We start from the raw sequence: 22,187 nt of genomic DNA on the forward strand, positions 1-22,187 counted from the left end.
GATTACGATTGCTGCGCAACCGAGCGGGAGCAAGCTCCCTCGCCACAGTAGGAGGCAAATCTGCGACAATCGGCCCCCTGCATAAACAGACGACCGAATTGCGTACCCGATGACCGACGAATCGCCCTCCATCGACAAACTGCTGAAAAACCTCGATCACGCCATGCTCGCCGACCGTCACCGGCTGCGGCGGCAGTTGCTTGAGCTGCGCAAGAAACCCGACGAGGCCAAACTGGCCCAGTGGGTGGCGCGCATGCAGGCGTCCTGTGATCAGGTGCTGGCGCGCCGTGCCAGCCTGCCGGTGATTCGTTACGACGACAGCCTGCCGATCGCCGCCAAGCGCGACGAAATCAAGGCAGCGCTGGAGAAGCATCAGGTGCTGATCATCGCTGGCGAAACCGGCTCGGGTAAAACCACGCAGTTGCCGAAAATCTGCCTGGAAATCGGTCGTGGTCAGCATGGCTTGATCGGCCACACCCAGCCACGCCGAATCGCTGCGCGCAGTGTCGCCAGCCGGGTGGCCGAAGAGCTCGGCACACCGCTGGGTTCGCTGGTCGGCTATCAGGTGCGCTTCGAAGATCAGAGCGACTCCAACACCCTGATCAAACTGATGACCGACGGCATCCTGCTGGCGGAAACCCAGAACGACCGTTACCTCGAACGCTACGACACGATCATCGTCGACGAAGCCCACGAACGCAGCCTCAACATTGACTTCCTGCTCGGTTACCTGAAAACCCTGCTGCCGCGTCGCCCGGATCTGAAGGTCATCATCACTTCGGCGACCATCGATCTGGAGCGTTTCTCCAAGCATTTCGACGATGCGCCGATTGTCGAAGTCTCTGGTCGGACTTTCCCGGTAGACACCTGGTATCGCCCGCTGACCCTGGAGCAGGACGAAGAGGGCAACCGCGTCGAGGACGACCTGACCGTGGATCAGGCGATCCTCGCCACCCTCGACGAAATTGCCGCCTACGAACGCAGCGAGCGCCGCAGTCCCGGCGATGTGCTGGTGTTCCTGCCCGGCGAGCGCGAGATTCGCGACGCTGCCGACATGCTGCGCAAGGCCCAGCTCAAACACACCGAAATCCTGCCGCTGTACGCGCGCCTGTCGCCGGCCGAGCAGCAGCGGATTTTCCAGTCGCACCCGGGGCGGCGCGTGGTGCTGGCGACCAACGTTGCCGAGACCTCGCTGACCGTGCCGGGCATCCGTTACGTGATCGACAGCGGCACCGCGCGTATCAGTCGCTACAGCTATCGCGCCAAGGTTCAGCGCCTGCCGATCGAAGCGATTTCCCAGGCCAGCGCCAACCAGCGTAAAGGCCGCTGCGGCCGGGTCGAACCGGGGATCTGTGTGCGGCTGTACAGCGAAGAGGATTTCCTCGGTCGTCCGGAATTCACCGATCCGGAGATTCTGCGTACCAACCTTGCCGCTGTTATCTTGCAGATGTTGCATCTGCGCCTCGGCGAAATCACTGCGTTCCCGTTCATCGAACCGCCGGACGGCAAGGCGATCAGCGACGGTTTCAACCTGCTGCAAGAACTCTCGGCGGTGGATCGCAACAGTCAGCTGACCCCGCTCGGCCGCCAGCTGGCGCGCCTGCCGGTAGACCCGCGCATGGGCCGCATGCTGCTCGAAGCGGCAAAACTCGGCAGCCTGCAGGAAGTGCTGATCGTCGCCAGCGCCATGTCGATTCAGGACCCGCGCGAGCGTCCGCCGGAGCGTCAGCAAGCAGCCGATCAGGCCCACGCACAATGGAAAGACACCGACTCCGACTTCGCCGGGCTGGTCAATCTGTGGCGTGGTTTTGAAGAGCAACGTCAGGCACTGACTGCCAGCCCGCTGCGCAACTGGTGCCGGAAGAATTTCCTCAACTACCTGCGCCTGCGCGAATGGCGTGACTCTCATCGCCAGTTGAGCCTGATCTGCCGCGACATGCAGTTGAGCCTGAATAAAGAGCCGGCGGATTATCCGAAACTGCACAAAGCAGTATTGGTCGGCCTGCTCAGCCAGATCGGCCAGAAAACCGAAGACGGCGATTACCTCGGCGCCCGTCAGCGGCGCTTCTGGATTCATCCGTCGTCGGGCATCGGCAAGAAACGTCCGCAGTGGCTGATGACCGCCGAACTGGTGGAAACCACCAAGCTCTACGCGCGCATGGTCGCCAAGATCGACGCCGACTGGATCGAGCCGCTGGCCGGGCACCTGATCAAGAAAAACCATTTCGAACCGCACTGGGAGAAGAAGCGCGGCCAGGTCGTGGCCTACGAGCAGATCACCCTGTTCGGGCTGATCGTGGTCGGTCGCCGCCCGGTGCATTACGGCCCGGTGGATCCGGTGGTTTCGCGGGAGCTGTTTATCCGCGAAGGCCTGGTACGTGGCGAGATTCAGTCGAAAGCCGAGTGCCTGACCGCCAACAAGCAGTTGCTCGAACAGCTCGACGAGCTGGAAGCCAAGGCCCGTCGCCGCGACATCCTCGCTGACGAAGAAACCCTGTACGCGTTCTACGATGCGCGCTTGCCGGCGGAGATTCATCAGACCGCGACGTTCGACAGCTGGTATCGGGTCAACAGTCAGAAAGATCCGCAATTGCTGATCATGCGCGAAGAGGACGTACTGGCCCGTGAGGCCAGTGAGGTCACCGCGCGCGACTACCCGGACACGCTGCACATCGGTGATCTGGAACTGGCGCTCAGTTATCACTTCGAACCCAATCACCCGCGCGACGGCGTGACCCTGCGCGTGCCGGCACCGCTGCTGCCGATGCTGCCACCGGAACGTCTGGAATGGCTGGTGCCGGGGCTGATCGAGGCCAAGTGCATTGCGCTGGTGCGCAATCTGCCGAAAGCCTTGCGCAAGAACTTCGTGCCGGTGCCGGATTTCATCAAGGCGGCGTTGCAGCGCATGACCTTCGCTGAAGGCTCATTGCCGCAAGCGCTCGGTCGCGAGTTGCTGCGCATGACCGGTGCGCGCGTCAGCGATGAAGCATGGGCGGAAGCCGCGCAGCAGGTCGAAAGCCATCTGCGGATGAACCTGGAAATCGTCGACGGCCAAGGCAAGTTCCTCGGCGAGGGCCGCGACCTGGCCGAGCTGACCGCGCGTTTTGCCGAAGCCAGCCAAGCGGCATTGGCCGTACCGCAGAGTGCAAAAAGTCAGCAACCGGTGGAGGCCAAGGTCTTCGCCCCGGTGGCGGAAAAGACCCAGCAGAAGATTGCCGGGCTGTCGATGACGGTCTATCCGGCGTTGGTGGAAGAGGGCGGCACGGTCAAGGAAGGGCGGTTTTCGACCCCGGCCGAAGCCGAGTTCCAGCATCGCCGCGCCTTGCAGCGGCTGCTGATGCAGCAATTGGCCGAGCCGGCGAAATTCCTGCGCGGCAAACTGCCGGGCGTCACCGAGCTGGGCCTGCTCTATCGCGAGCTGGGCCGAGTGGATGCGCTGGTCGAAGACATTCTGCTGGCCAGTCTCGACAGCTGCATTCTCGAAGGCGAAGACCCGCTGCCGCGTGACGGCGCCGGGCTGGCGGCATTGGCCGAGCGCAAACGCGGCAACTGGACCGAACACGCCGAGCGCGTGGCGCGGCTGACGCTGGACATTCTCAAGCTGTGGCACGGTCTGCAAAAACGCTTCAAGGGCAAGATCGATCTGGCTCAGGCAGTGGCGCTTAACGACATCAAGCAGCAAATCAGCAATCTGGTGTATCCGGGTTTCGTCCGGGAAACACCGATGCAATGGCTCAAGGAGTTGCCGCGCTACCTGAAGGCGGTCGAGCAGCGTTTCGAGAAGCTTGGCGCGCAAGTGCAGAAGGACCGGGTCTGGAGCGGGGAACTGGCCGGCCTCTGGGCGCAATATCAGACCCGCGCCGCCAAACATGCCCAGGAAGGCAAACGCGATCCGCAGCTGGAGCTGTACCGCTGGTGGCTGGAGGAATACCGGGTGTCGCTGTTCGCCCAGCAGTTGGGCACCAAAGTCCCGATCTCCGACAAACGCCTGAACAAGCAGTGGACTCAGGTCGAACCGTAACCTCGAGCCATACGCAATCCCCTGTAGGAGTGAGCCTGCTCGCGATTGCGGTGTGTCAGTCGCATTATCACTGGCAGACAGACCGCTATCGCGAGCAGGCTCACTCCTACAGGGGGATCGCGTTTAGCAGGAGAAAGGCGCCAAAATCCTGCGTTTATGGCAAACTTCGCGACCATAAATGCCGTTTTCGCGACCCAGAGCCTTCGGCGAGGTCACGGGCGGCACTATAAAGATGCCAGGTCAGCGTCCCGCGGACGGGAACAGACCCTTTGTGTGTTGGTACGTCGGTGCCAGCGCTTTCTGCCTGAACAGATTAGAGAAACGACCATGCATAACGTCGTCATCAGCGGCACCGGCCTGTACACCCCGGCCAACAGCATCTCCAACGAAGAGCTGGTGCAGTCTTTCAATACCTACGTCGCGCAGTTCAACGCCGACAACGCCGACGCCATCGCCAGCGGTGAAGTCCAGGCGCTGACCGAATCCAGTGCCGCGTTCATCGAAAAAGCCTCGGGCATCAAGAGCCGCTTTGTCATGGACAAGGACGGCATCCTTGATCCTGCGCGCATGGCCCCGCGCCTGCCGGAGCGTTCCAACGACGAATGGTCGGTCCTGTGCCAGATGGCCATCGGCGCCGCCGAACAGGCCCTGCAACGTGCCGGCAAGACTGCCGCCGACATCGACGGTGTGATCGTTGCTTGCTCCAATCTGCAACGCGCTTACCCGGCGATCGCCATCGAAGTCCAGGAAGCGCTGGGCATTCAGGGTTTCGGTTTCGACATGAACGTCGCCTGCTCGTCGGCGACCTTCGGCATCCAGCAAGCCGCCAACAGCGTGCAACTGGGCCAGGCCCGGGCGATCCTGATGGTCAACCCGGAAGTCTGCACCGGTCACCTGAACTTCCGTGACCGCGACAGCCACTTCATCTTCGGTGACGCAGCGACGGCGGTGATCATCGAGCGTGCCGATCTGGCGACGTCCAAATACCAGTTCGACGTGGTCAGCACCAAACTGCTGACCAAGTTCTCCAACAACATCCGCAACAACTTCGGCTTCCTCAACCGCGCCGCGGAAGAGGGCATCGGGGCCCGCGACAAGCTGTTCGTGCAGGAAGGTCGCAAGGTGTTCAAGGACGTCTGCCCGATGGTCGCCGAGCTGATCGGTGAGCACCTGGAAGAGAACAAGCTCAACGTCGGCGACGTCAAGCGCTTCTGGCTGCACCAGGCCAACCTGAGCATGAACCACTTGATCGTGCGCAAGCTGCTGGGCCGCGAAGCCACCGAAGAAGAAGCGCCGGTGATTCTCGACACCTACGCCAACACCAGCTCTGCCGGCTCGGTGATTGCCTTCCACAAAAATCAGGATGATCTGGCCGCCGGTTCGCTGGCCGTGCTGAGCTCGTTCGGCGCCGGTTACTCGATCGGCAGCGTGATTCTGCGCAAGCGCTGAGTCACCCGCCCTTGTGGCGAGGGAGCTTGCTCCCGCTGGAGTGCGTAGCGCTCCCAACACCGGCGATTGCGGTCTTGCTGAAGAACCACAATCGCCGGTTTTGCGACTGCTGCGCAGCCGAGCGCGAGCAAGCTCGCTCGCCACAGGGTCGAGTGCGTTAACGTCAATCGGTATTGCAAACGAGGCGTGCATGGCCGCAACGGACGACACCCAACTGCTCGAACGCCTGCTCGCGGGTGAGCAAAAGGCCTTCAAGGAACTGGTCAGCACCTACCAGAGCGCCATGCGCGCCGTGGCTTACGCCATCGTCGGCCAACGCCATGTCGAAGAGGTTGTGCAGGACGCCTGGCTCTCGGTGGTGCGCCATATCGATAGCTTCGAGGGTCGTTCCAGTCTCAAGACCTGGCTGCTGACCATCACCGCCAACTCGGCCAAGAGCCGCTACAAACAAAACCGCCGCGAAGTGTTGATGGATGACCTGCCGTCACCCCACGGCACCATCGACGACGATCGTTTTTCGCCCGGTGACGGCCATTGGCTGGTGGCGCCATTCGCCTGGCATCAGGACACGCCGGAAGCCTTGCTCACCGAAAGCGAGTTGCGTGACTGTCTGGAGCACACCTTGCTCAGCCTGTCGGAATTGCAAAGCAGTGTGTTGCTGTTGCGCGAGCGTCAGGGCCTGGAGCTGGAAGAGATCTGTAATCTTCTGGAAATCTCGCTCTCCAATGTCCGGGTGCTGCTGCATCGGGCGCGACTGAAAGTCTTCGCCACGGTGGAGCATTTTGAGGAGACCGGCGAATGCTGACCTGCAAGGAACAAGTAGCGCGTTCCAGCGATTATCTCGATGGCCAGTTGAGCTTTCGCGAAAAACTGATGGTGCGCCATCACCTGATGTTTTGCCCGAACTGCCGGCGCTTCATTCGTCAGATGCGTTTGATGCAGGCCACGCTGAAGGCGATGCCTGAAAAGCCGGATGAGGGTGTGGATGCGTTGGCCGAACGTCTGGCCGAGCAACGCCGCAACGATCGCTCCTGAAAAATGATGTGGCGAGGGAGCTTGCTCCCGCTGGGGCACGAAGGGCCCCCCGCTCTACGAAAGCAGGGGACTGCTGCGCAGTCCGGCGGGAGCAAGCTCCCTCGCCACAGGTAAGACAAAAATAGCCCGACGCGGACGAAACGAACGGATGATGGGGATCGTTCCGCCCACGCCAAGCTACAGGGTGACGCGTTTTAGAACTTCGCTTCCGCGTCCAGCTGCAGGGTGTTGGTGTCTGCGTCACGCTGGGTACGGCTGGAGAAGTCGGCCTTGGTCAGGAAGTACGTGGCGCCGATGGCGAAGTTCTTGTCGATGTCGTAACCGACCTTGAACTTGTGCCCACGGGAACCGGTGGTGCCGTTGGCGAAGTCGGAGTCGGTGAACGCGCCGACCACGGCGTTGCGTTGTACGTCACGATAGTTGTAATCGAGGTTCAGGCCGACGACTTTCGACTTGGCACCCAACAGCCACGCGGTGTCCTGATCGGTCACGGCATCGTTGTTCTTCACGTACTGGCCGTAGAACGACAAGGGCATCGGCAGACCGCCGATGTCGACCTGGCTGAACCCTTCATACAGACGGAATTCGTTGTTGGCCGAGTTGCCGTTGACCGCCAGGGCGCACGGTGTGGAAGTGCCGGTGCAGCGGCTGTCTTCGTCGTTCTGGTAGGCGTAGACGCTGCCGCCCAGGGTCAGTTTCAGGTTGTCGGTGATGTTGAAGCGGCTACCCAGCTGGCCAGCGGTCAGACGCAGGTCGTGACGGAATTGCACGCCATCGCCGTCGACGTTGTCCTTGAGATTGTAGTTACCCAGGCTGCCGAACAGTTCGGCGCTGCTGCCCAGTGGATATTTGTAGGTGACGGCCAGACCTTCCGGGTTGATGTCGCTGTCCCAGATCACGTCGCCCATGCTGACCCACGGCTGGAGCATCTTGCCGCCGATAATGTGCAGGTTCTTGATCTGGTCCGGGTGGTAGTCGATGTAGCCCAGATCCAGCCAGATCTGCTTCTTGTCGAAGTAGTTGTCCTGGTCCTGGTTGGTCGAACGGGCATCGTCGCCGCCGCCGGTGGCGATACGGATGCCAGTGTCGACTTGCGGGTTGATCTCGGTGTAGGCGCCCAGACGGGCACGGATGCGCTGACGATCCTTGTCGCGGCCGCCGTTGTTCGGCTCGCCGTCGATCTTGATGGTTTCCTGACGGATACGCACGTCGCCCTTGAACTGGGTCTTGGCGGCCCAGGCGAGTTTCTGGTCGAAGGAGCTCAACTCGTTGGTTTTCTTCGCGGTCGCCGCGATTTGCTCGTTGGTCTCTTGCTGCGCCTGCTGCGCGATTTGCTGAGCCTTCTGATCCTTGGCCAGTTCAGTTTGCAGTTCGATGTACTGCGCCTGGGAAATGGAACCGTTGGCCTTGAGCATGTCGAGCAGTTTGGCGTCGACTGCAGCACTGGCCGGAACGCTCATGGCCAGCAACAGGCCACCGCACAGGGCCGCCGCAGTTTTCGTGGAAGCAAGACGCATAGCAATCTCCGAAGATGAGAGGGATGGCTGAACCATCCGGGGCACACCGACGCGCACGTCGGAAAACAGTGTCCGGGTAGAACCCGGCGCTCTAAAAACAGGAGCGAGTATCGCGATGGTTTATGACAGAGCAGTGGCTAAGTGATGTCATGTCGATGACGATATAAAGTTGTCCTGAACTATTGATCTAGAGCGCTGTCGTCCGAATGCTCGTGTGCAAAGGGCAGCGATAAGCGATACTCGCGGGGCTTTGAAGCCCGGAAGTGGAGAGTCAGTGGATGCCGTTGCAACGCCTGCAAAGCCTGTCAGAAATCGCCCCTGCGACTTGGGATGCACTGGTGCCCGAGAACCAGCCGTTTCTGCGGCACGCCTTCCTCTCGGCCCTTGAAGACAGCGGCAGCGTTGGCCCGCACACGGGGTGGCAAGCCGAGCATCTGCTGCACGTCGAAGACGATCGGCTGATCGCGGCGCTGCCCAGTTATCGCAAGTGGCATTCTTACGGCGAATACGTGTTCGATCACGGCTGGGCCGATGCCTGCGCCCGGGCCGGCATCGATTACTACCCCAAACTGCTGACGGCGGTGCCGTTCAGCCCGGTCAGCGGCCCACGACTGTTGGCGGCGAATGTCGAGGACGGTTTCGAACTGCTCAAGAGCTTGCCGGGTTATCTGGAAATCGAAGAACTTTCCAGCGCCCACATCAACTTTACCGACCCGTTCACCGACGCCGCGATGGCCGAGCAGCCGGGCTGGCTGCAACGTATCGGCTGTCAGTATCACTGGCAGAATCGCGGTTATCGGGACTTCCAGGATTTTCTCGACGCGCTCAGTTCGCGCAAGCGCAAGCAAATGCGTAAAGAGCGCGAGCAAGTGGCGGGGCAGGGCTTCGAATTCGAATGGCTGGAGGGGCGTGAGCTGGATGAATCGCAATGGGATTTTGTCTACGCCTGCTACGCCAATACTTACGCCGTGCGCCGCCAGGCGCCGTACCTGACACGCGAGTTCTTCAGTCTGCTGGCTGCTCGGATGCCGGAGGCGATTCGGGTGGTCTTCGCCAGGCAGGGTTCACGTCCGGTGGCGATGGCCTTCAGTCTGGTCGGGGGCGACAGCTTCTACGGACGCTATTGGGGCTGTCTGGCCGAGTTTGACCGGCTGCATTTCGAGACATGTTTCTATCAGGGCATGGACTATGCGATTGCCCAGGGGTATCAGCGCTTTGATGCCGGCGCTCAGGGCGAGCACAAGCTGATTCGCGGCTTTGAACCGGTGATCACCCACTCGTGGCACTACCTGCGTCATCCCGGTCTGAAAGCCGCAGTCAAAGACTTCCTGCAACAGGAACGTGCCGGCGTCCTTGCGTACGCCGAGGAAGCGAAAACCGCCTTGCCCTATCGCCAGACATAGATCCTTTGTAGGAGTGAGCCTGCTCGCGATAGCGATCTGTCAGAGCCATTGATGTTGACTGACACACCGCTATCGCGAGCAGGCTCACTCCTACAAAGGGAGCTCAGGCACCCCTCAGGTTTCTTCTTTGCCCAACCAGCGATAAATCACCCCGCCTGCCACAGCGCCAATCAGCGGCGCGACCCAGAACATCCACAACTGCGCGATCGCCCAGCCGCCGACCATCAGCGCCGGTCCGGTGCTGCGCGCCGGGTTCACCGAGGTGTTGGTGACTGGAATCGAGATCAGGTGAATCAGCGTCAGGCCCAAGCCGATGGCAATCGGTGCGAGGCCCGCCGGGGCGCGTTTGTCGGTGGCACCGAGGATGATGATCACGAACATGGCGGTCATCACCAGTTCGGTGACAAATCCGGCCGCCATCGAGTATTTGCCCGGTGAATGCTCACCGTAACCGTTGGAGGCCAGACCTGCGGCGATATCGAAACCCTCTTTGCCGCTGGCAATGTGCGCAAGCAGCGCGGCGGCGAGAATCGCGCCGAGCACCTGCGCGATGATGTAGGCGGGCAGCTCTTTGGCCGGAAACCGACCGCCAACGAACAGACCGACCGAGACGGCCGGATTGAGATGACATCCGCTGATGTGGCCAATGGCGAACGCCATGGTCAGCACCGTCAGACCAAACGCCAGGGCCACCCCCAGCACCCCGATGCCCAAGGGCGAAGACGCGGCAAGCACCGCACTGCCACAACCACCCAGAACCAGCCAGAACGTACCCAACAACTCAGTGACTGAACGTTTGAACAGAGACATGAGAGAGTCCTTGATAGGCGTGCTATCGAGACTGTATCGAGTTGTGCTTCCTTGCCGATTTACGACAGGTCCCGTGCTGGAACCTTGGCTGAGTACAGCACGCTTTGGATGGATTTCCAGCAGGCGTAAAAAAACCGCCAGAGCCCGTGGTTAAAGGGCTGGGGCGGTTCTCAATGTATTGTGGGAGGGGGCTTGCTCCCGAATGCGGTGTGTCAGGCAAATGTTCGGTACTGACACCCCGCTTTCGGGAGCAAGCCCCCTCCCACATTGGAATTGTATTGACCCAATGATCAATCGATCCCGACAAACCCTCCGGTCTGGTGCGCCCACAACCGCGCATACAATCCGCGATGTGCCAGCAGTTCGGCGTGGGTACCGCTCTCGGCGATCTTGCCGTTTTCCAGCACCACCAGCCGGTCCATGCGGGCGATGGTCGAGAGACGGTGAGCGATGGCGATCACGGTTTTGCCTTGCATCAGGGTTTCCAGGCTTTCCTGAATCGCTGCTTCGACTTCCGAGTCCAGCGCCGAGGTCGCTTCGTCCATGATCAGGATCGGCGCGTCCTTGAGCAGCACTCGCGCAATCGCGATGCGCTGACGCTGGCCGCCGGACAGTTTCACTCCGCGTTCACCGACGTGCGCATCGAAACCGGTGCGTCCCTCCGCATCCGACAGCAACGGGATGAACTCGTCGGCGCGGGCCTTGTGCACCGCGTCCCAGAGTTCGGCGTCGGTGGCGTCAGGCTTGCCGTAGAGCAAGTTGTCGCGGATCGAGCGGTGCAGCAGGGAGGTGTCCTGAGTGATCATGCCGATGCGTGCGCGCAGGCTTTCCTGGCCGACTTCAGCGATGTTCTGCCCATCGATCAGGATCCGTCCGCCCTCTACGTCATACAGGCGCAGCAGCAGGTTGACCAGGGTCGATTTGCCGGCGCCGGACGGCCCGATCAGACCGATTTTCTCGCCGGGTTTGATGGTCAGGTTGAGGTCGCCGATGATGCCTTTCTTCTTGCCGTAGTGAAAATCCACGTGCTCGAAACGCACTTCGCCACGAGCCACGGCCAGCGGTTTGGCCTGCTCACGATCGGTGACGCTGACCGGTTGCGAGATGGTCTGAAGACCGTCCTGCACCATGCCGATGTTTTCGAAGATGCCGGTGACCACCCACATGATCCAGCCGGACATGTTGACGATACGAATCACCAGGCCGGTGGCCAGGGCGATCGCGCCGACGGTGATCAGTGACTGCGTCCACAGCCACAGTGCCAGTGCGGTGGTGCCGACGATCAGCAGACCGTTCATGGTGGTGATCGCCACGTCCATGCTGGTCACTACGCGGCCGGCCATTTGCGCCTTGACCGTCTGTTCTTCGATGGCTTCCTTGGCGTAGTGCTGTTCGAAGTTGGTGTGGGCGAACAGCTTGAGGGTGGCGATGTTGGTGTAGCCGTCGACGATCCGTCCCATCAGTTTCGAGCGCGCGTCGGAAGCTTCCACCGAACGCTCTTTCACCCGTGGCACGAAGTAATACAGCGCGCCGATGTAGGCGACGATCCACGTCAGCAGCGGGATCATCAGACGCCAGTCGGCTTCGGCGAACAGCACCAGCGAACTGATCGCGTAGATCACCACGTGCCACAGCGCATCCACCGCTTGCACGGCTGAGTCACGCAGCGAGTTGCCGGTCTGCATGATGCGTTGGGCGATGCGCCCGGCGAAGTCGTTCTGGAAGAAATTCAGGCTCTGCTTGAGCACGTAGCTGTGGTTCTGCCAGCGGATCATGCTGGTCATCCCCGGGCTCAGGGTCTGATGCACCAGCAGGTCGTGCAGGCCGAAAAAGATCGGCCGCAGTACTAGGGCAACCACCACCATCCAGGTCAGTTCGAGGGCGTGGTCGCTGAAGAAATTCGGGTTGGGTGTGCCCTGGGCCAGGTCGATGATGCGGCTCAGGTAACTGAACAGCGCGACTTCGATCAACGCGGCAAACAGGCCCACCACCAGCAGGGCGGCGAAACTCGGCCAGACCTGCTTGAGGTAATAGGTGTAGAAGGGCCAGACACGATCTGGAGGAGACGCCGTCGGAGCGTCGCGGAATATGTCGATCAGTTGTTCGAAACGGCGATAGAGCATCAGATAACCGCCCGGATGCCGGGCTCTCCTTTTATCGGTGTGAGCGACGTGGTGTCAGGCCAGCGCCGCTCGAAACGCCCTGTACAGCTTAGTCGATGACTTTGGCCGACTTGATGATCACAGGGTCGACAGGCACGTTTTGCATGCCCTGTTTGGTGGTGGTCTGCGAGTTGACGATGATGTCGACCACGTCCATGCCTTTGACCACTTTGGCGAATACCGCGTAACCGGCGTCACGGCCCGGATCAAGGAAAGCGTTGTCGGCGACGTTGATGAAGAACTGGCTGGTGGCCGAATCAGGGTTGGAGGTGCGCGCCATCGACAGCGTGCCGCGAACGTTATGCAGACCGTTGCTGGCCTCGTTCTTGATCGGCGCCTTGGTTTCTTTCTGCTGCATCTGTGGCGTGAAACCGCCGCCCTGCGCCATGAAGCCCGGGATCACGCGGTGGAAAATGGTGTTGGTGTAAAAGCCGCTGTTGACGTAATCCAGAAAGTTTTTGGTACTGAGCGGCGCCTTGACCGGATCCAGTTCGATTTCGATCTGGCCGTTGGTGGTGTCCAGCAGCACGTGTGGTGCTTTTGCAGGCGTTGCAGCCATCAGGTTGGCAGCAAACAGCACGGTGCCGGCGGCGAGGGCGAGTTTTTTCAGCATGGGTCAGAGATCCTGAGATTGAATGTCGGCTGCGGCGAGAAACTCCAGCAGCGTTTGGTTGAAGCGTTCGGGTTGATCGAGCGGGGTGGCGTGGCGCGAGTCGGCGATGACCACCAGCCGCGCATCAGGCAGCAGTTTTACATAGGTTTCTTTCAGTGCCACCGGTGTGTAGTCACGGTCGGCAGTGACGATGAGGGTTGGACAGGTCACCCGGGAAAGTCGTTCCTGAACGCCCCAGCCAACAATCGCATCGAAGCTGGCGAGATAAGCACGTTTGTCGTTTTTTGCCCAGCGTTCGGCCATTTTCTGCCGCAGATCGGCCTGTTCGGGCTTGGGGAAAAGTTTGCCGCCCAGCGCTTTACCAATGGACGCGAGGCTGAGCACGCGCATCAGGCTCCAGCGTTTGAACCATTGCCAGTAATCGTCGCGGCTGCGGATTTTCACTTCGGGAGCGCTGTTGACGATGGTCAGGCTTTTCAGCATTTGCGGCTGATCGACGGCGAACTGAAAGCCGATCATCCCGCCCATCGACAGCCCGACGTAGTGCACCGGGCCGAGGTTCAAGTGTTCGATCAGTGCCAGCAGGTCGGCACTGAAACCGGCGATGCTGTAGCGCTCGCGAGGTTTGTCGGAGCGGCCGTGACCGCGTATGTCGGGGACGATCACCCGATAGTGCGTCGACAGCGCCGGGATCTGCATTTCCCAATCCAGGGTGCTCGAACCCAGTCCGTGAACCAGCAGCAACGGTGTGCCGTGGCCATATTCCTCGTAGTGCAGGTTGCAACCGTCATGTTCGAAATAGGCCATCGGTGAACTCCGTGTCAGGCTTGCTCAGGGGCGGCGAACGGTGCGTCCAGCGGCAAGGTGTCGAAGGTACGCAGCAGTTCGATGAGGATTTGTGTCGCCGGGCCCAGCGGTTTGTCCTTGTTCGAGTACAGATAGAAGCTCGGGTTGCGGCTGCCGCCCTGATCCAACGGTAGCAGCTTGAGCGTGCCTTCCTTCAATTCCCGTTCGATCATGTGCCGTGGCAGCCAGGCAAAGCCCAGGCCGCTGCTGACGAATGTGGCAGCCGTAGCGAGGCTGCCGACGGTCCAGCGCTGTTCGGCACCGAGCCAGCCGACGTCCCGTGGTTGCTGGCGACCGGAGTCGCGAATCACCACCTGCATCTGGGTTTCCAGGTCCTGAAAGCTCAGCTCGCGATTGAGCCGATGCAGCGCGTGATCGGGGTGGGCGACGGCGACAAATTCGACGTCGCTCAATTCCGCGCCGAGGTAACCGGGGATGCTCAGGCCGGTGATCGCCAGGTCGGCCACGCCTTCCAGCAGCACTTCTTCGACCCCCGACAACACCTCTTCGCGCAGCCGCACGCGGCAGCCGCGACTCTGCGGCATGAATGCGGTCAGCGCGCGGACAATGCGTGCGCTCGGGTAGGCCGCATCGACCACCAGCCGCACTTCGGCCTCCCAGCCCTGTTCCATGTGATGGGCGAGGTCTTCCAGTTGACTGGCCTGTTTCACCAGTTGCCGCGAGCGCCGCAGCAGCACGCCGCCGGCTTCGGTGAGCACCGCTTTGCGTCCGTCGATGCGCAGCAATGGCACGCCGAGCTGGTCCTGCATGCGGGCGACGGTGTAACTCACCGATGATTGCGAACGGTGCAGTGCCTCGGCGGCCTGGGCGAATCCGCCGTGGTCGACCACGGCCTGCAACGTTCGCCATTGATCAAGGGTCACGCGGGGCGCTTTCATCAATAGCTCCTCTTGTCCTAAGCTGGCCGTCCCCCATGGAGACTGGCGAATGAAAAAATTCTGTTGTGTGTTGCTGGCGCTGCTGCCGCTGACGGCGTTTGCGTACCCGATCGATGTGCAGAAGGATCTCAATGGTCTCAAGATCGACTATGAGACCTACGACACTGACAATGACATCGGGTCCATCCGTGTGGCCAACTATGGTGATGTCGATGCGACGTGCAAAGCAGTGTTCAGCAATGGCCCGGAAGCACCGCGCACCCGAACGATCGATGTGCCGGCCGGCAAACATAAAAACGCCACGGCCAAGTTCACCCGCGAGATCATCAAGCTGCGCATCAAACTGACCTGCACCCCGAAATAACGGTCGATCCCTTGTAGGAGTGAGCCTGCTCGCGATAGCGGTGTATCAGTCAGAGAATGCGTCGATTGACACACCGCTATCGCGAGCAGGCTCACTCCTACAAGGGTACGTGTCAGCATCTAAACGAATTATTCGATGCTTTGCAGCAATTATTTGCGCTTTTTCATCGAGGCGGCTCTGTTTAACCTTCACTCCATCGACCTACAACATTCTCGGATGGAGACTACACACCATGTCCCGCGTTCTGATCATCGAAAGCAGCGCCCGCCAGCAAGACTCGGTTTCCCGTCAACTGACCCAGACCTTCATCGGTCAGTGGAAAGCGGCGCATCCCAACGATCAGATCACCGTGCGTGACCTCGCCGTGAATCCCGTTCCACACCTGGACGCCAACCTGTTGGGCGGCTGGATGAAGCCTGCCGAACAGCGCAATGCCAGCGAACAATCGTCGCTGGAGCGCTCCAACGAGTTGACCGATGAGCTGCTCGCCGCCGACGTGCTGGTGATGGCTGCGCCGATGTACAACTTCGCGATCCCGAGCACTCTCAAGGCCTGGCTCGACCACGTGCTGCGTGCCGGCGTGACCTTCAAGTACACCGAAACCGGCCCGCAAGGCCTGCTCAGCGGCAAACGTGCCTACGTGCTCACCGCTCGCGGCGGCATTTACGCCGGCGGCCCGGCCGACCACCAGGAACCGTACCTGCGTCAGGTCATGGGCTTCATCGGCATCCACGACGTGACGTTCATTCACGCCGAAGGCATGAACCTGGGTGGCGACTTCCAGGAGAAGGGCCTGAATCAGGCCAACGCCAAACTGTCCCAGGTCGCTTGATATGTTAATCGCCAGATAATCGCCGCTTGTTTAAGTGACCTGGCGCAACCCCTTCAAGGCTTTACGCGCATCGAACCTCCCTTTGCACTTGTTGCTCCTGAGTGCTGTAGCCCGATTGAACGCTTTAGCGAGATCGGGCTTTTTTTTGCCCGGGATTATCTGAGCAACGTGTAACCCCTGTGGGAGCGGGCTTGCTCGCGAAGGCGGTGGGGCAGTCAAATATTCGTCGACTGACACGATGCCTTCGCGAGCAAGCCCGCTCCCACAGGGTTCAGTGTTACCTGAGGTTCGCGGTCTGGCTCAAAAACCGCTATCGTCGCCGCCATTCGAAACAGAGGCGAGCATGGGCTATCTACTTTTTGTCACGCTGATTCAGGCGTTTTCCTTCAGTCTGATCGGCGAATACCTCGCCGGGCACGTCGACAGCTACTTCGCGGTACTGGTGCGCGTGGTGCTGGCCGGGCTGGTGTTCATCCCGCTGACCCGCTGGCGCTCGGTGGAACCGGCGTTCATGCGCGGCATGCTGCTGATCGGCGCGTTGCAGTTCGGCATCACCTACGTCTGCCTGTACCTGAGCTTTCGCGTGTTGACGGTGCCGGAAGTTCTGCTGTTCACCATCCTCACGCCGCTACACGTGACGTTGATTGAAGATGCGCTGAACCGCCGCTTCAATCCATGGGCGCTGATTGCGGCGCTGGTCGCGGTGGGCGGGGCGGCAGTGATTCGCTTTGACCGGATCAACCCGGACTTCTTCATGGGTTTCCTGCTGCTGCAACTGGCCAACTTCACCTACGCCGCAGGCCAGGTGTTGTACAAGCACCTGGTGGCGAAACACCCGAGTGATCTGCCGCATTACCGGCGTTTCGGCTTCTTCTACCTCGGGGCACTGGCGGTGGTATTGCCGGCGTTTCTGCTGTTCGGCAAAGCCAACTTCCTGCCCGAAGCACCGCTGCAATGGGGCGTGTTGCTGTTCCTGGGACTGGTCTCGACCGCCTTGGGCCTGTACTGGTGGAACAAAGGCGCATGCATGGTCAACGGCGGCACGCTGGCGGTGATGAACAACCTGCATGTGCCGGTGGGGCTGTTGTTGAACCTGCTGATCTGGAATCAGCATGAAGAGCTGGGGCGATTGTTGCTCGGCGGCAGCGTCATCCTCGCGGCCGTATGGATCAGCCGACTGGGCATCCGCAATTCCCAAGCCACCGCATAACCCCTGTGGGAGCGGGCTTGCTCGCGAAAGCGGTGCGTCATTCAACGATTATGTTGACTGACCTGACGCGTTCGCGAGCAAGCCCGCTCCCACAGTTTTGATCTGTGGGGTTACATGAGATGTTTTTGCGGTTCCGGAATATGCGCCGAACCCAGCACCGCCGGCAGCAACCCGGTACGCAAATCCCCGCCACTCGGCTGCTGATACAGGCTCAAGCCGAACTCCGGTAGCACCGCCAGCAGATAATCGAAAATATCCCCCTGAATCCGCTCGTAATCGGCCCACACCGTGGTGGTCGTGAAGCAGTAGATTTCCAGCGGAATGCCTTGGGCTGTGGTCTGCATCTGCCGCACCATGCAAGTCATGTTCGGCTGCACCTCCGGGTGACTCTTCAGATACGCCAGCGCATAAGCGCGGAAAGTGCCGATGTTAGTCATGCGCCGACGGTTGGCTGACATCGCGGCGACGTTGCCCTGCGCCTCGTTCCATGCCTTGAGTTCGGCTTTCTTGCGGCCCATGTAGCCGGTCAGCAGGTGTACCTGGGAGAGCTTTTCTTCTTCGTCGTCGCGGATGAAGCGCACACCGCTGGCGTCGATGAACAGGCTGCGCTTGATCCGCCGCCCGCCGGATTGCTGCATGCCGCGCCAGTTGCGGAACGATTCGGACATCAGGCGCCAGGTCGGGATCGAGACGATGGTTTTATCGAAGTTCTGCACCTTGACCGTGTGCAAAGTGATGTCGACCACGTCGCCATCGGCGCCGACCTGCGGCATTTCGATCCAGTCACCAACCCGCAGCATGTCGTTGCTGGTCAGTTGCACACTGGCGACGAACGACAGCAAGGTGTCCTTATAGACCAACAGAATCACCGCCGACATCGCACCCAGACCGGACAGCAGCAACAGCGGCGAACGGTCGATCAGGGTGGCGACGATGATGATCGCGCCAAACACGTACAAAACCATCTTCGCCAGCTGTACGTAGCCCTTGATCGAGCGGGTGCGGGCGTGTTCGGTGCGGGCGTAGATATCGAGCAGCGCATTGAGCAGGGCACTGACCGACAGCAGCAGGAACAGGATGGTGAAGGACAGCGCCACGTTGTCGAGAAAGGTCATCGCGGTTTTGCTCAGTTCCGGCACCAGGTGCAGGCCGAACTGAATCACCAGCGATGGCGTCATCTGCGCCAGACGCTGAAACACCTTGTTGTGGCGAAAGTCGTTGATCCAGTGCAGCGCCGGCTGGCGCCCGAGCATGCGGCTGGCATGCAGGATCAGATAACGTGCCACTCGTCCGAGTACCAGCGCGATCACCAATAGCAGCATCAGCGCCAGGCCGGATTGCAGGAACGGGTGCTGTTCGAGGGCACCCCAGAGGTCTTGGGCGTTGAGCCAGAGCTGTTTGAAATCCATGGGAGCAACGATTCTTCTGTAAGACGCGATGGGCGATTAGAGCATTTAAGACGCTGTGTATTACCGTTGGAGACAAATCGAGCAACAAAAAAGCCACTGATTACGCCCGTTTGTATAAAGAAACTCGGCCTGAGCGCTCGAAACCGGTAACCTATGCAGCTGTTTTTTTGCATATCTTCGAGGTAGCACCCGTGTTTTCCCAATTCGCCCTGCACGAACGCCTGCTCAAAGCCGTGGCCGAGCTGAAATTTGTCGAGCCAACGCCTGTGCAAGCAGCGGCCATTCCGCTGGCGCTCCAGGGGCGTGACCTGCGGGTGACGGCGCAAACCGGTAGCGGCAAGACCGCCGCTTTTGTCCTGCCGATCCTCAATCGCCTGATCGGCCCGGCGAAGATCCGCGTCAGTATCAAGACCCTGATCCTGCTGCCGACCCGCGAACTGGCCCAGCAGACCCTGAAAGAAGTTGAACGCTTCTCGCAGTTCACTTTCATCAAGTCCGGTCTGATCACCGGCGGCGAAGACTTCAAGGTCCAGGCCGCCATGCTGCGCAAAGTGCCGGACATCCTGATCGGCACCCCGGGCCGGATGATCGAGCAACTCAACGCCGGCAACCTCGACCTCAAAGAAGTCGAAGTGCTGGTGCTCGACGAAGCCGACCGCATGCTCGACATGGGTTTCGCTGAAGACGTGCAACGTCTGGTCGACGAATGCCCGAACCGTCAGCAGACCATGCTGTTCTCCGCCACCACCGGTGGTTCCGGCCTGCGCGAGATGATCGCCAAGGTGCTGAACAACCCTGAGCATCTGCAGCTCAACGCGGTCAGCCAGCTGAACTCGACCACCCGCCAGCAAATCATCACCGCCGACCACAATCAGCACAAAGAGCAGATTGTGAACTGGCTGCTGGCCAACGAGACCTATCAGAAGGCCATCGTCTTCACCAACACCCGGGCCATGGCCGACCGCATCTACGGCCGCCTCGTGGCTCAGGAATACAAGGCGTTCGTGCTGCACGGCGAGAAAGACCAGAAGGATCGCAAACTGGCGATCGATCGTCTGAAGCAGGGCGGCGTGAAGATTCTGGTAGCCACCGACGTCGCGGCCCGTGGTCTGGACGTTGATGGCCTGGATCTGGTGATCAACTTCGACATGCCACGCAGCGGCGACGAATACGTGCACCGCATCGGTCGTACCGGCCGCGCCGGCAACGACGGTCTGGCGATCTCGCTGATCTGCCACGGCGACTGGAACCTGATGTCGAGCATCGAGCGCTACCTGAAGCAGAGCTTCGAGCGCCGCACCATCAAGGAAGTCAAAGGCACCTACGGCGGGCCGAAGAAGGTCAAGGCCTCGGGTAAAGCCGTCGGCGTGAAGAAGAAAAAGACCGACGCCAAGGGCGACAAGAAGAAAACCGCCGCCAAGACCCCGACCAAGCGCAAGAGCGCCAACCGGCCGAAGCCGGATTCGTTGGTGAGCAGCGACGGCATGGCCCCGCTCAAGCGTCGCAAGCCGGCCGAGCCTGCGGCTGAATAAGTCGTCACAAATGGCCAATAAAAAACCCGGACAGTGTCCGGGTTTTTTTATGCGCAGGGTTTGTCAGTTCCCCAACTGTCCGCTGGTGTCCGCGTCAAAGCGCTGTATAGCGCGATCGGCCGCCGGTTTGAGCAGCGCGAGCAGCGCGGCTTCGCTGTACAGCCGCGAGTCCCCGAGCTCTTTCGGCGTTGGCTCGATCGGGATCAGTACATCTTCACCGTCAGCGTGCAGCCAGATCGCCACGACGTGCAGTGCCGAGACGAACAGCACGCGCAATTCAACGCTCTTGCCCTGCAGCTGCGCCGCCTGTTCCGCCAGTTTCAACGCGCCCACGGTGTCGGCGGCCCGGGTGCCGTGGTTCAGCGAAGCGAACTCGACATGGCCACGCACTTCGGCCAATTGCGCATCGGCAATGCTCACGCCGTCGGCAAATACCAGGTAATGCCAGTCGCCGATGCGCGCGTCCTTCAGACCTTTGCCCTGGCTCAGATCGTCCAGCGTCAGCGCGTAGCCGCGATAGGCTTCGCTGAGGCTGATTTTGGCCGGTGTCGCGTTGGCGAATTGGCGGTTGATGCCGAAGCCCTGGTTTTGCAGCGCGGCTTGCAGCACCGGACGCAAAGTCTGTACGCCGTTGGAAGGCGCCTTTGGATAAGTCAGTTGCATGATGTCGCCCTCCTAGTTTTTTGCGGTGAAATAAGTGTGAGTCCAGTTGCCGCCGCCGTTGTACGAACCGGGGAATGAGTTCAGCGCGCGGGTCGAGTAACCGTAGATCGAGTCGGCGATCAGCACGTAGTTGCCGTTGGTGCCGTAGATCGCCAGGAAGTGTGCGCCACCCCCGTACCAGGCACAGCGCAAGCCGACCGGGCGGCCCATGTTGATCTGGTTCTGAATGGCCGACATCTGCAGTGAACCCTGATTCATCCCGTTGTAACTGCGAGTGGTTTGCAGGGCCGAATCCAGGTAGCCATAAACGTTGCACGGCCCCGGCTGGTTGCAGCAATTGCGGTCCAGTTGGGTGCTGGCGACGCCGCACTGGGTCCAGTTTCCAGTGCCGTAATAATTGCCGACCGAAGCGGAAACAGCGGCCCAGCACCAATTGGTCTGAGTCTGTTTCTGCATCGTGAAGTTAAGGTTGGCAGCGGCCAGTGCCGCCGTTTGCGCAGTGGCTTGAACCTCGACCAGTTGCGGGTCGAGCAGGTGGCCGACGAGGCACCTTGGCAGGCTCTCGCCGGTGAACGATGTTGCTTGAGTGGTTAACATTTTTTCAGTCCTCCATGAATGAAAACAAGCGTCCAGCTTGTGATTGTGTTGCGGTATTGCCGAGCGATCGGTGGTAACGGTTTTCATCTGCGATGAACGGTGCCGATCTCCTTGCTCGATGTAACCTTAGTCTGGATATGCGTTTATGCAAGAAAATAAATGCACAAATGCATTTTTAAGATCAAAAGATCGCAGCCTGCGGCAGCTCCTACAGGGATCGGTGCAGGAGCTGCCGCAGGCTGCGATCTTTTGATGTTGCTTTTAGCTCTCGGCTTTTTTCTCGGCCGTGCCCAATTCCTTCAACCGCTGATCAATCAACTGGCACTTGTCCGGCAGATCGGCACTGGCCGTGCCCAGATCCATTTTTTGCAACTCGGCGTTGATCTCCTTGGCCTTGGCCGGATTCTGTTCGGTGAGCTTGGCCACTTCCTTGGCCAGTTGTTCACGTTTTGCGGTGGCTTCTTCCGGTGTACAGGCCCAGACCGGCAGGGCGCAGGCGAGGGTGGCGGCGAGGGTGAGCTTGAGCATGGTTTTCATGGGGGCGGGCCTCCGTTCCGGTTAAGGCGGGTTAATCGGTGGAGGGTTTAGGGCGGTGAAAAGTTCAGTTCCAGTGTTTTTGACTCGCACAATTTGAGTGACCGAGCGGTCGCGATCTCCCCTGAAAAGTAGGCTTCTTGAGGAAAAGCCGTGGGCTAGAGAGGTTGCGTAAAAAGACGCTGCACGGCTTATTGACGCCAGAATGATGGCAATCTACCATCGCGCCATCACATTGATATCAAATTGTGATTTCGAGGGATCGAACAAACTATTCGCCAGCGGTTCTGC

At 60.3% G+C, this 22,187-nt stretch carries 19 protein-coding genes; 9 read left to right on the forward strand and 10 right to left on the reverse strand.

All coding sequences use genetic code 11. The annotated features are described in order from the left end of the window. The first annotated feature begins 109 nt into the window (after positions 1–109). The 4 genes from hrpA to AC1RBR_RS07295 all read left to right on the forward strand — a co-directional run bounded on the left by hrpA (position 110) and on the right by AC1RBR_RS07295 (position 6,505). Complete coding sequence (gene hrpA, locus AC1RBR_RS07280; protein WP_492563640.1) at positions 110–4,021, forward strand: ATP-dependent RNA helicase HrpA; 3,912 nt, start codon at positions 110–112, stop codon at positions 4,019–4,021. A gap of 327 nt (positions 4,022–4,348) precedes the next feature. Next, positions 4,349–5,470 carry a beta-ketoacyl-ACP synthase III gene (locus tag AC1RBR_RS07285; RefSeq protein ID WP_095138573.1) on the forward strand — a complete coding sequence of 374 codons (1,122 nt, stop codon included), beginning with the start codon at positions 4,349–4,351 and terminating at the stop codon, positions 5,468–5,470. A 190-nt stretch (positions 5,471–5,660) separates the two neighbouring features. Continuing rightward, positions 5,661–6,275 carry an RNA polymerase sigma factor gene (locus tag AC1RBR_RS07290; protein WP_492563642.1) on the forward strand — a complete coding sequence of 205 codons (615 nt, stop codon included), beginning with the start codon at positions 5,661–5,663 and terminating at the stop codon, positions 6,273–6,275. Then, positions 6,269–6,505 (forward strand): anti-sigma factor family protein, encoded by a 237-nt coding sequence (locus tag AC1RBR_RS07295; protein ID WP_492563644.1) that lies wholly within the window; start codon positions 6,269–6,271, stop codon positions 6,503–6,505. Before AC1RBR_RS07290 ends, AC1RBR_RS07295 begins: the two co-directional genes overlap by 7 nt. Positions 6,506–6,699: 194 nt before the next feature. Here the strand turns inward: AC1RBR_RS07295 and AC1RBR_RS07300 are convergent, their stop codons facing one another. Then, positions 6,700–8,022 carry a putative porin gene (locus AC1RBR_RS07300; protein WP_492563646.1) on the reverse strand — a complete coding sequence of 441 codons (1,323 nt, stop codon included), beginning with the start codon at positions 8,020–8,022 and terminating at the stop codon, positions 6,700–6,702. A 278-nt stretch (positions 8,023–8,300) separates the two neighbouring features. On the opposite strand from AC1RBR_RS07300, the gene AC1RBR_RS07305 reads away from it, so the two are divergent. Further along, entirely contained in the window at positions 8,301–9,425 is a 1,125-nt protein-coding gene (locus AC1RBR_RS07305; protein WP_492563647.1) for a GNAT family N-acetyltransferase, read from the forward strand. Between the two features lie 114 nt (positions 9,426–9,539). Here the strand turns inward: AC1RBR_RS07305 and aqpZ are convergent, their stop codons facing one another. From aqpZ to AC1RBR_RS07330, 5 genes are all read right to left on the reverse strand, one after another. Continuing rightward, on the reverse strand, positions 9,540–10,235 hold the full coding sequence (gene aqpZ, locus AC1RBR_RS07310; RefSeq protein ID WP_492563649.1) for an aquaporin Z: 696 nt from the start codon (positions 10,233–10,235) through the stop codon (positions 9,540–9,542). Positions 10,236–10,525: 290 nt separating this feature from the next. Further along, positions 10,526–12,358, reverse strand: a complete 1,833-nt coding sequence (locus AC1RBR_RS07315; protein ID WP_095138579.1) for an ABC transporter ATP-binding protein — start codon at positions 12,356–12,358, stop codon at positions 10,526–10,528. A gap of 88 nt (positions 12,359–12,446) precedes the next feature. Further along, positions 12,447–13,010: a peptidylprolyl isomerase gene (locus tag AC1RBR_RS07320; protein ID WP_492563651.1), complete on the reverse strand. Its 564-nt coding sequence runs from the start codon at positions 13,008–13,010 to the stop codon at positions 12,447–12,449. 3 nt (positions 13,011–13,013) lie between these two features. Then, positions 13,014–13,817, reverse strand: coding sequence for an alpha/beta fold hydrolase (locus AC1RBR_RS07325; RefSeq protein ID WP_492563653.1), 804 nt, complete (start codon positions 13,815–13,817; stop codon positions 13,014–13,016). Positions 13,818–13,831: 14 nt separating this feature from the next. After that, on the reverse strand, positions 13,832–14,755 hold the full coding sequence (locus tag AC1RBR_RS07330) for a PA3225 family LysR-type transcriptional regulator (RefSeq protein ID WP_025110609.1): 924 nt from the start codon (positions 14,753–14,755) through the stop codon (positions 13,832–13,834). Between the two features lie 49 nt (positions 14,756–14,804). On the opposite strand from AC1RBR_RS07330, the gene AC1RBR_RS07335 reads away from it, so the two are divergent. The 3 genes from AC1RBR_RS07335 (at position 14,805) to AC1RBR_RS07345 (ending at position 17,161) form a co-directional block, all read left to right on the forward strand. Continuing rightward, positions 14,805–15,119, forward strand: a complete 315-nt coding sequence (locus AC1RBR_RS07335; protein WP_095138582.1) for a 3-phosphoglycerate kinase — start codon at positions 14,805–14,807, stop codon at positions 15,117–15,119. 232 nt (positions 15,120–15,351) lie between these two features. Further along, positions 15,352–15,951 carry an FMN-dependent NADH-azoreductase gene (locus AC1RBR_RS07340; RefSeq protein WP_096796629.1) on the forward strand — a complete coding sequence of 200 codons (600 nt, stop codon included), beginning with the start codon at positions 15,352–15,354 and terminating at the stop codon, positions 15,949–15,951. 343 nt (positions 15,952–16,294) lie between these two features. Then, positions 16,295–17,161: a carboxylate/amino acid/amine transporter gene (locus AC1RBR_RS07345; protein ID WP_095138584.1), complete on the forward strand. Its 867-nt coding sequence runs from the start codon at positions 16,295–16,297 to the stop codon at positions 17,159–17,161. A gap of 110 nt (positions 17,162–17,271) precedes the next feature. On the opposite strand, the gene AC1RBR_RS07350 is transcribed toward AC1RBR_RS07345, so the two are convergent. Beyond that, complete coding sequence (locus tag AC1RBR_RS07350) at positions 17,272–18,570, reverse strand: mechanosensitive ion channel family protein (RefSeq protein ID WP_492563656.1); 1,299 nt, start codon at positions 18,568–18,570, stop codon at positions 17,272–17,274. Positions 18,571–18,761: 191 nt separating this feature from the next. On the opposite strand from AC1RBR_RS07350, the gene AC1RBR_RS07355 reads away from it, so the two are divergent. After that, on the forward strand, positions 18,762–20,102 hold the full coding sequence (locus tag AC1RBR_RS07355) for a DEAD/DEAH box helicase (RefSeq protein WP_041070247.1): 1,341 nt from the start codon (positions 18,762–18,764) through the stop codon (positions 20,100–20,102). Positions 20,103–20,165: 63 nt separating this feature from the next. On the opposite strand, the gene AC1RBR_RS07360 is transcribed toward AC1RBR_RS07355, so the two are convergent. From AC1RBR_RS07360 to AC1RBR_RS07370, 3 genes are all read right to left on the reverse strand, one after another. Further along, positions 20,166–20,765 carry a hypothetical protein gene (locus tag AC1RBR_RS07360; protein WP_492563658.1) on the reverse strand — a complete coding sequence of 200 codons (600 nt, stop codon included), beginning with the start codon at positions 20,763–20,765 and terminating at the stop codon, positions 20,166–20,168. 12 nt (positions 20,766–20,777) lie between these two features. Next, a complete protein-coding gene (locus AC1RBR_RS07365) occupies positions 20,778–21,362 on the reverse strand; it encodes a papain-like cysteine protease family protein (protein ID WP_492563660.1) in 585 nt (194 codons plus the stop codon). Positions 21,363–21,623: 261 nt separating this feature from the next. Continuing rightward, complete coding sequence (locus tag AC1RBR_RS07370; protein ID WP_115987797.1) at positions 21,624–21,899, reverse strand: hypothetical protein; 276 nt, start codon at positions 21,897–21,899, stop codon at positions 21,624–21,626. Between the last annotated feature and the right edge of the window lie 288 nt (positions 21,900–22,187).

The sequence above is a fragment of the Pseudomonas sp. GW823-FHT01D03 genome (genome assembly GCF_058798255.1).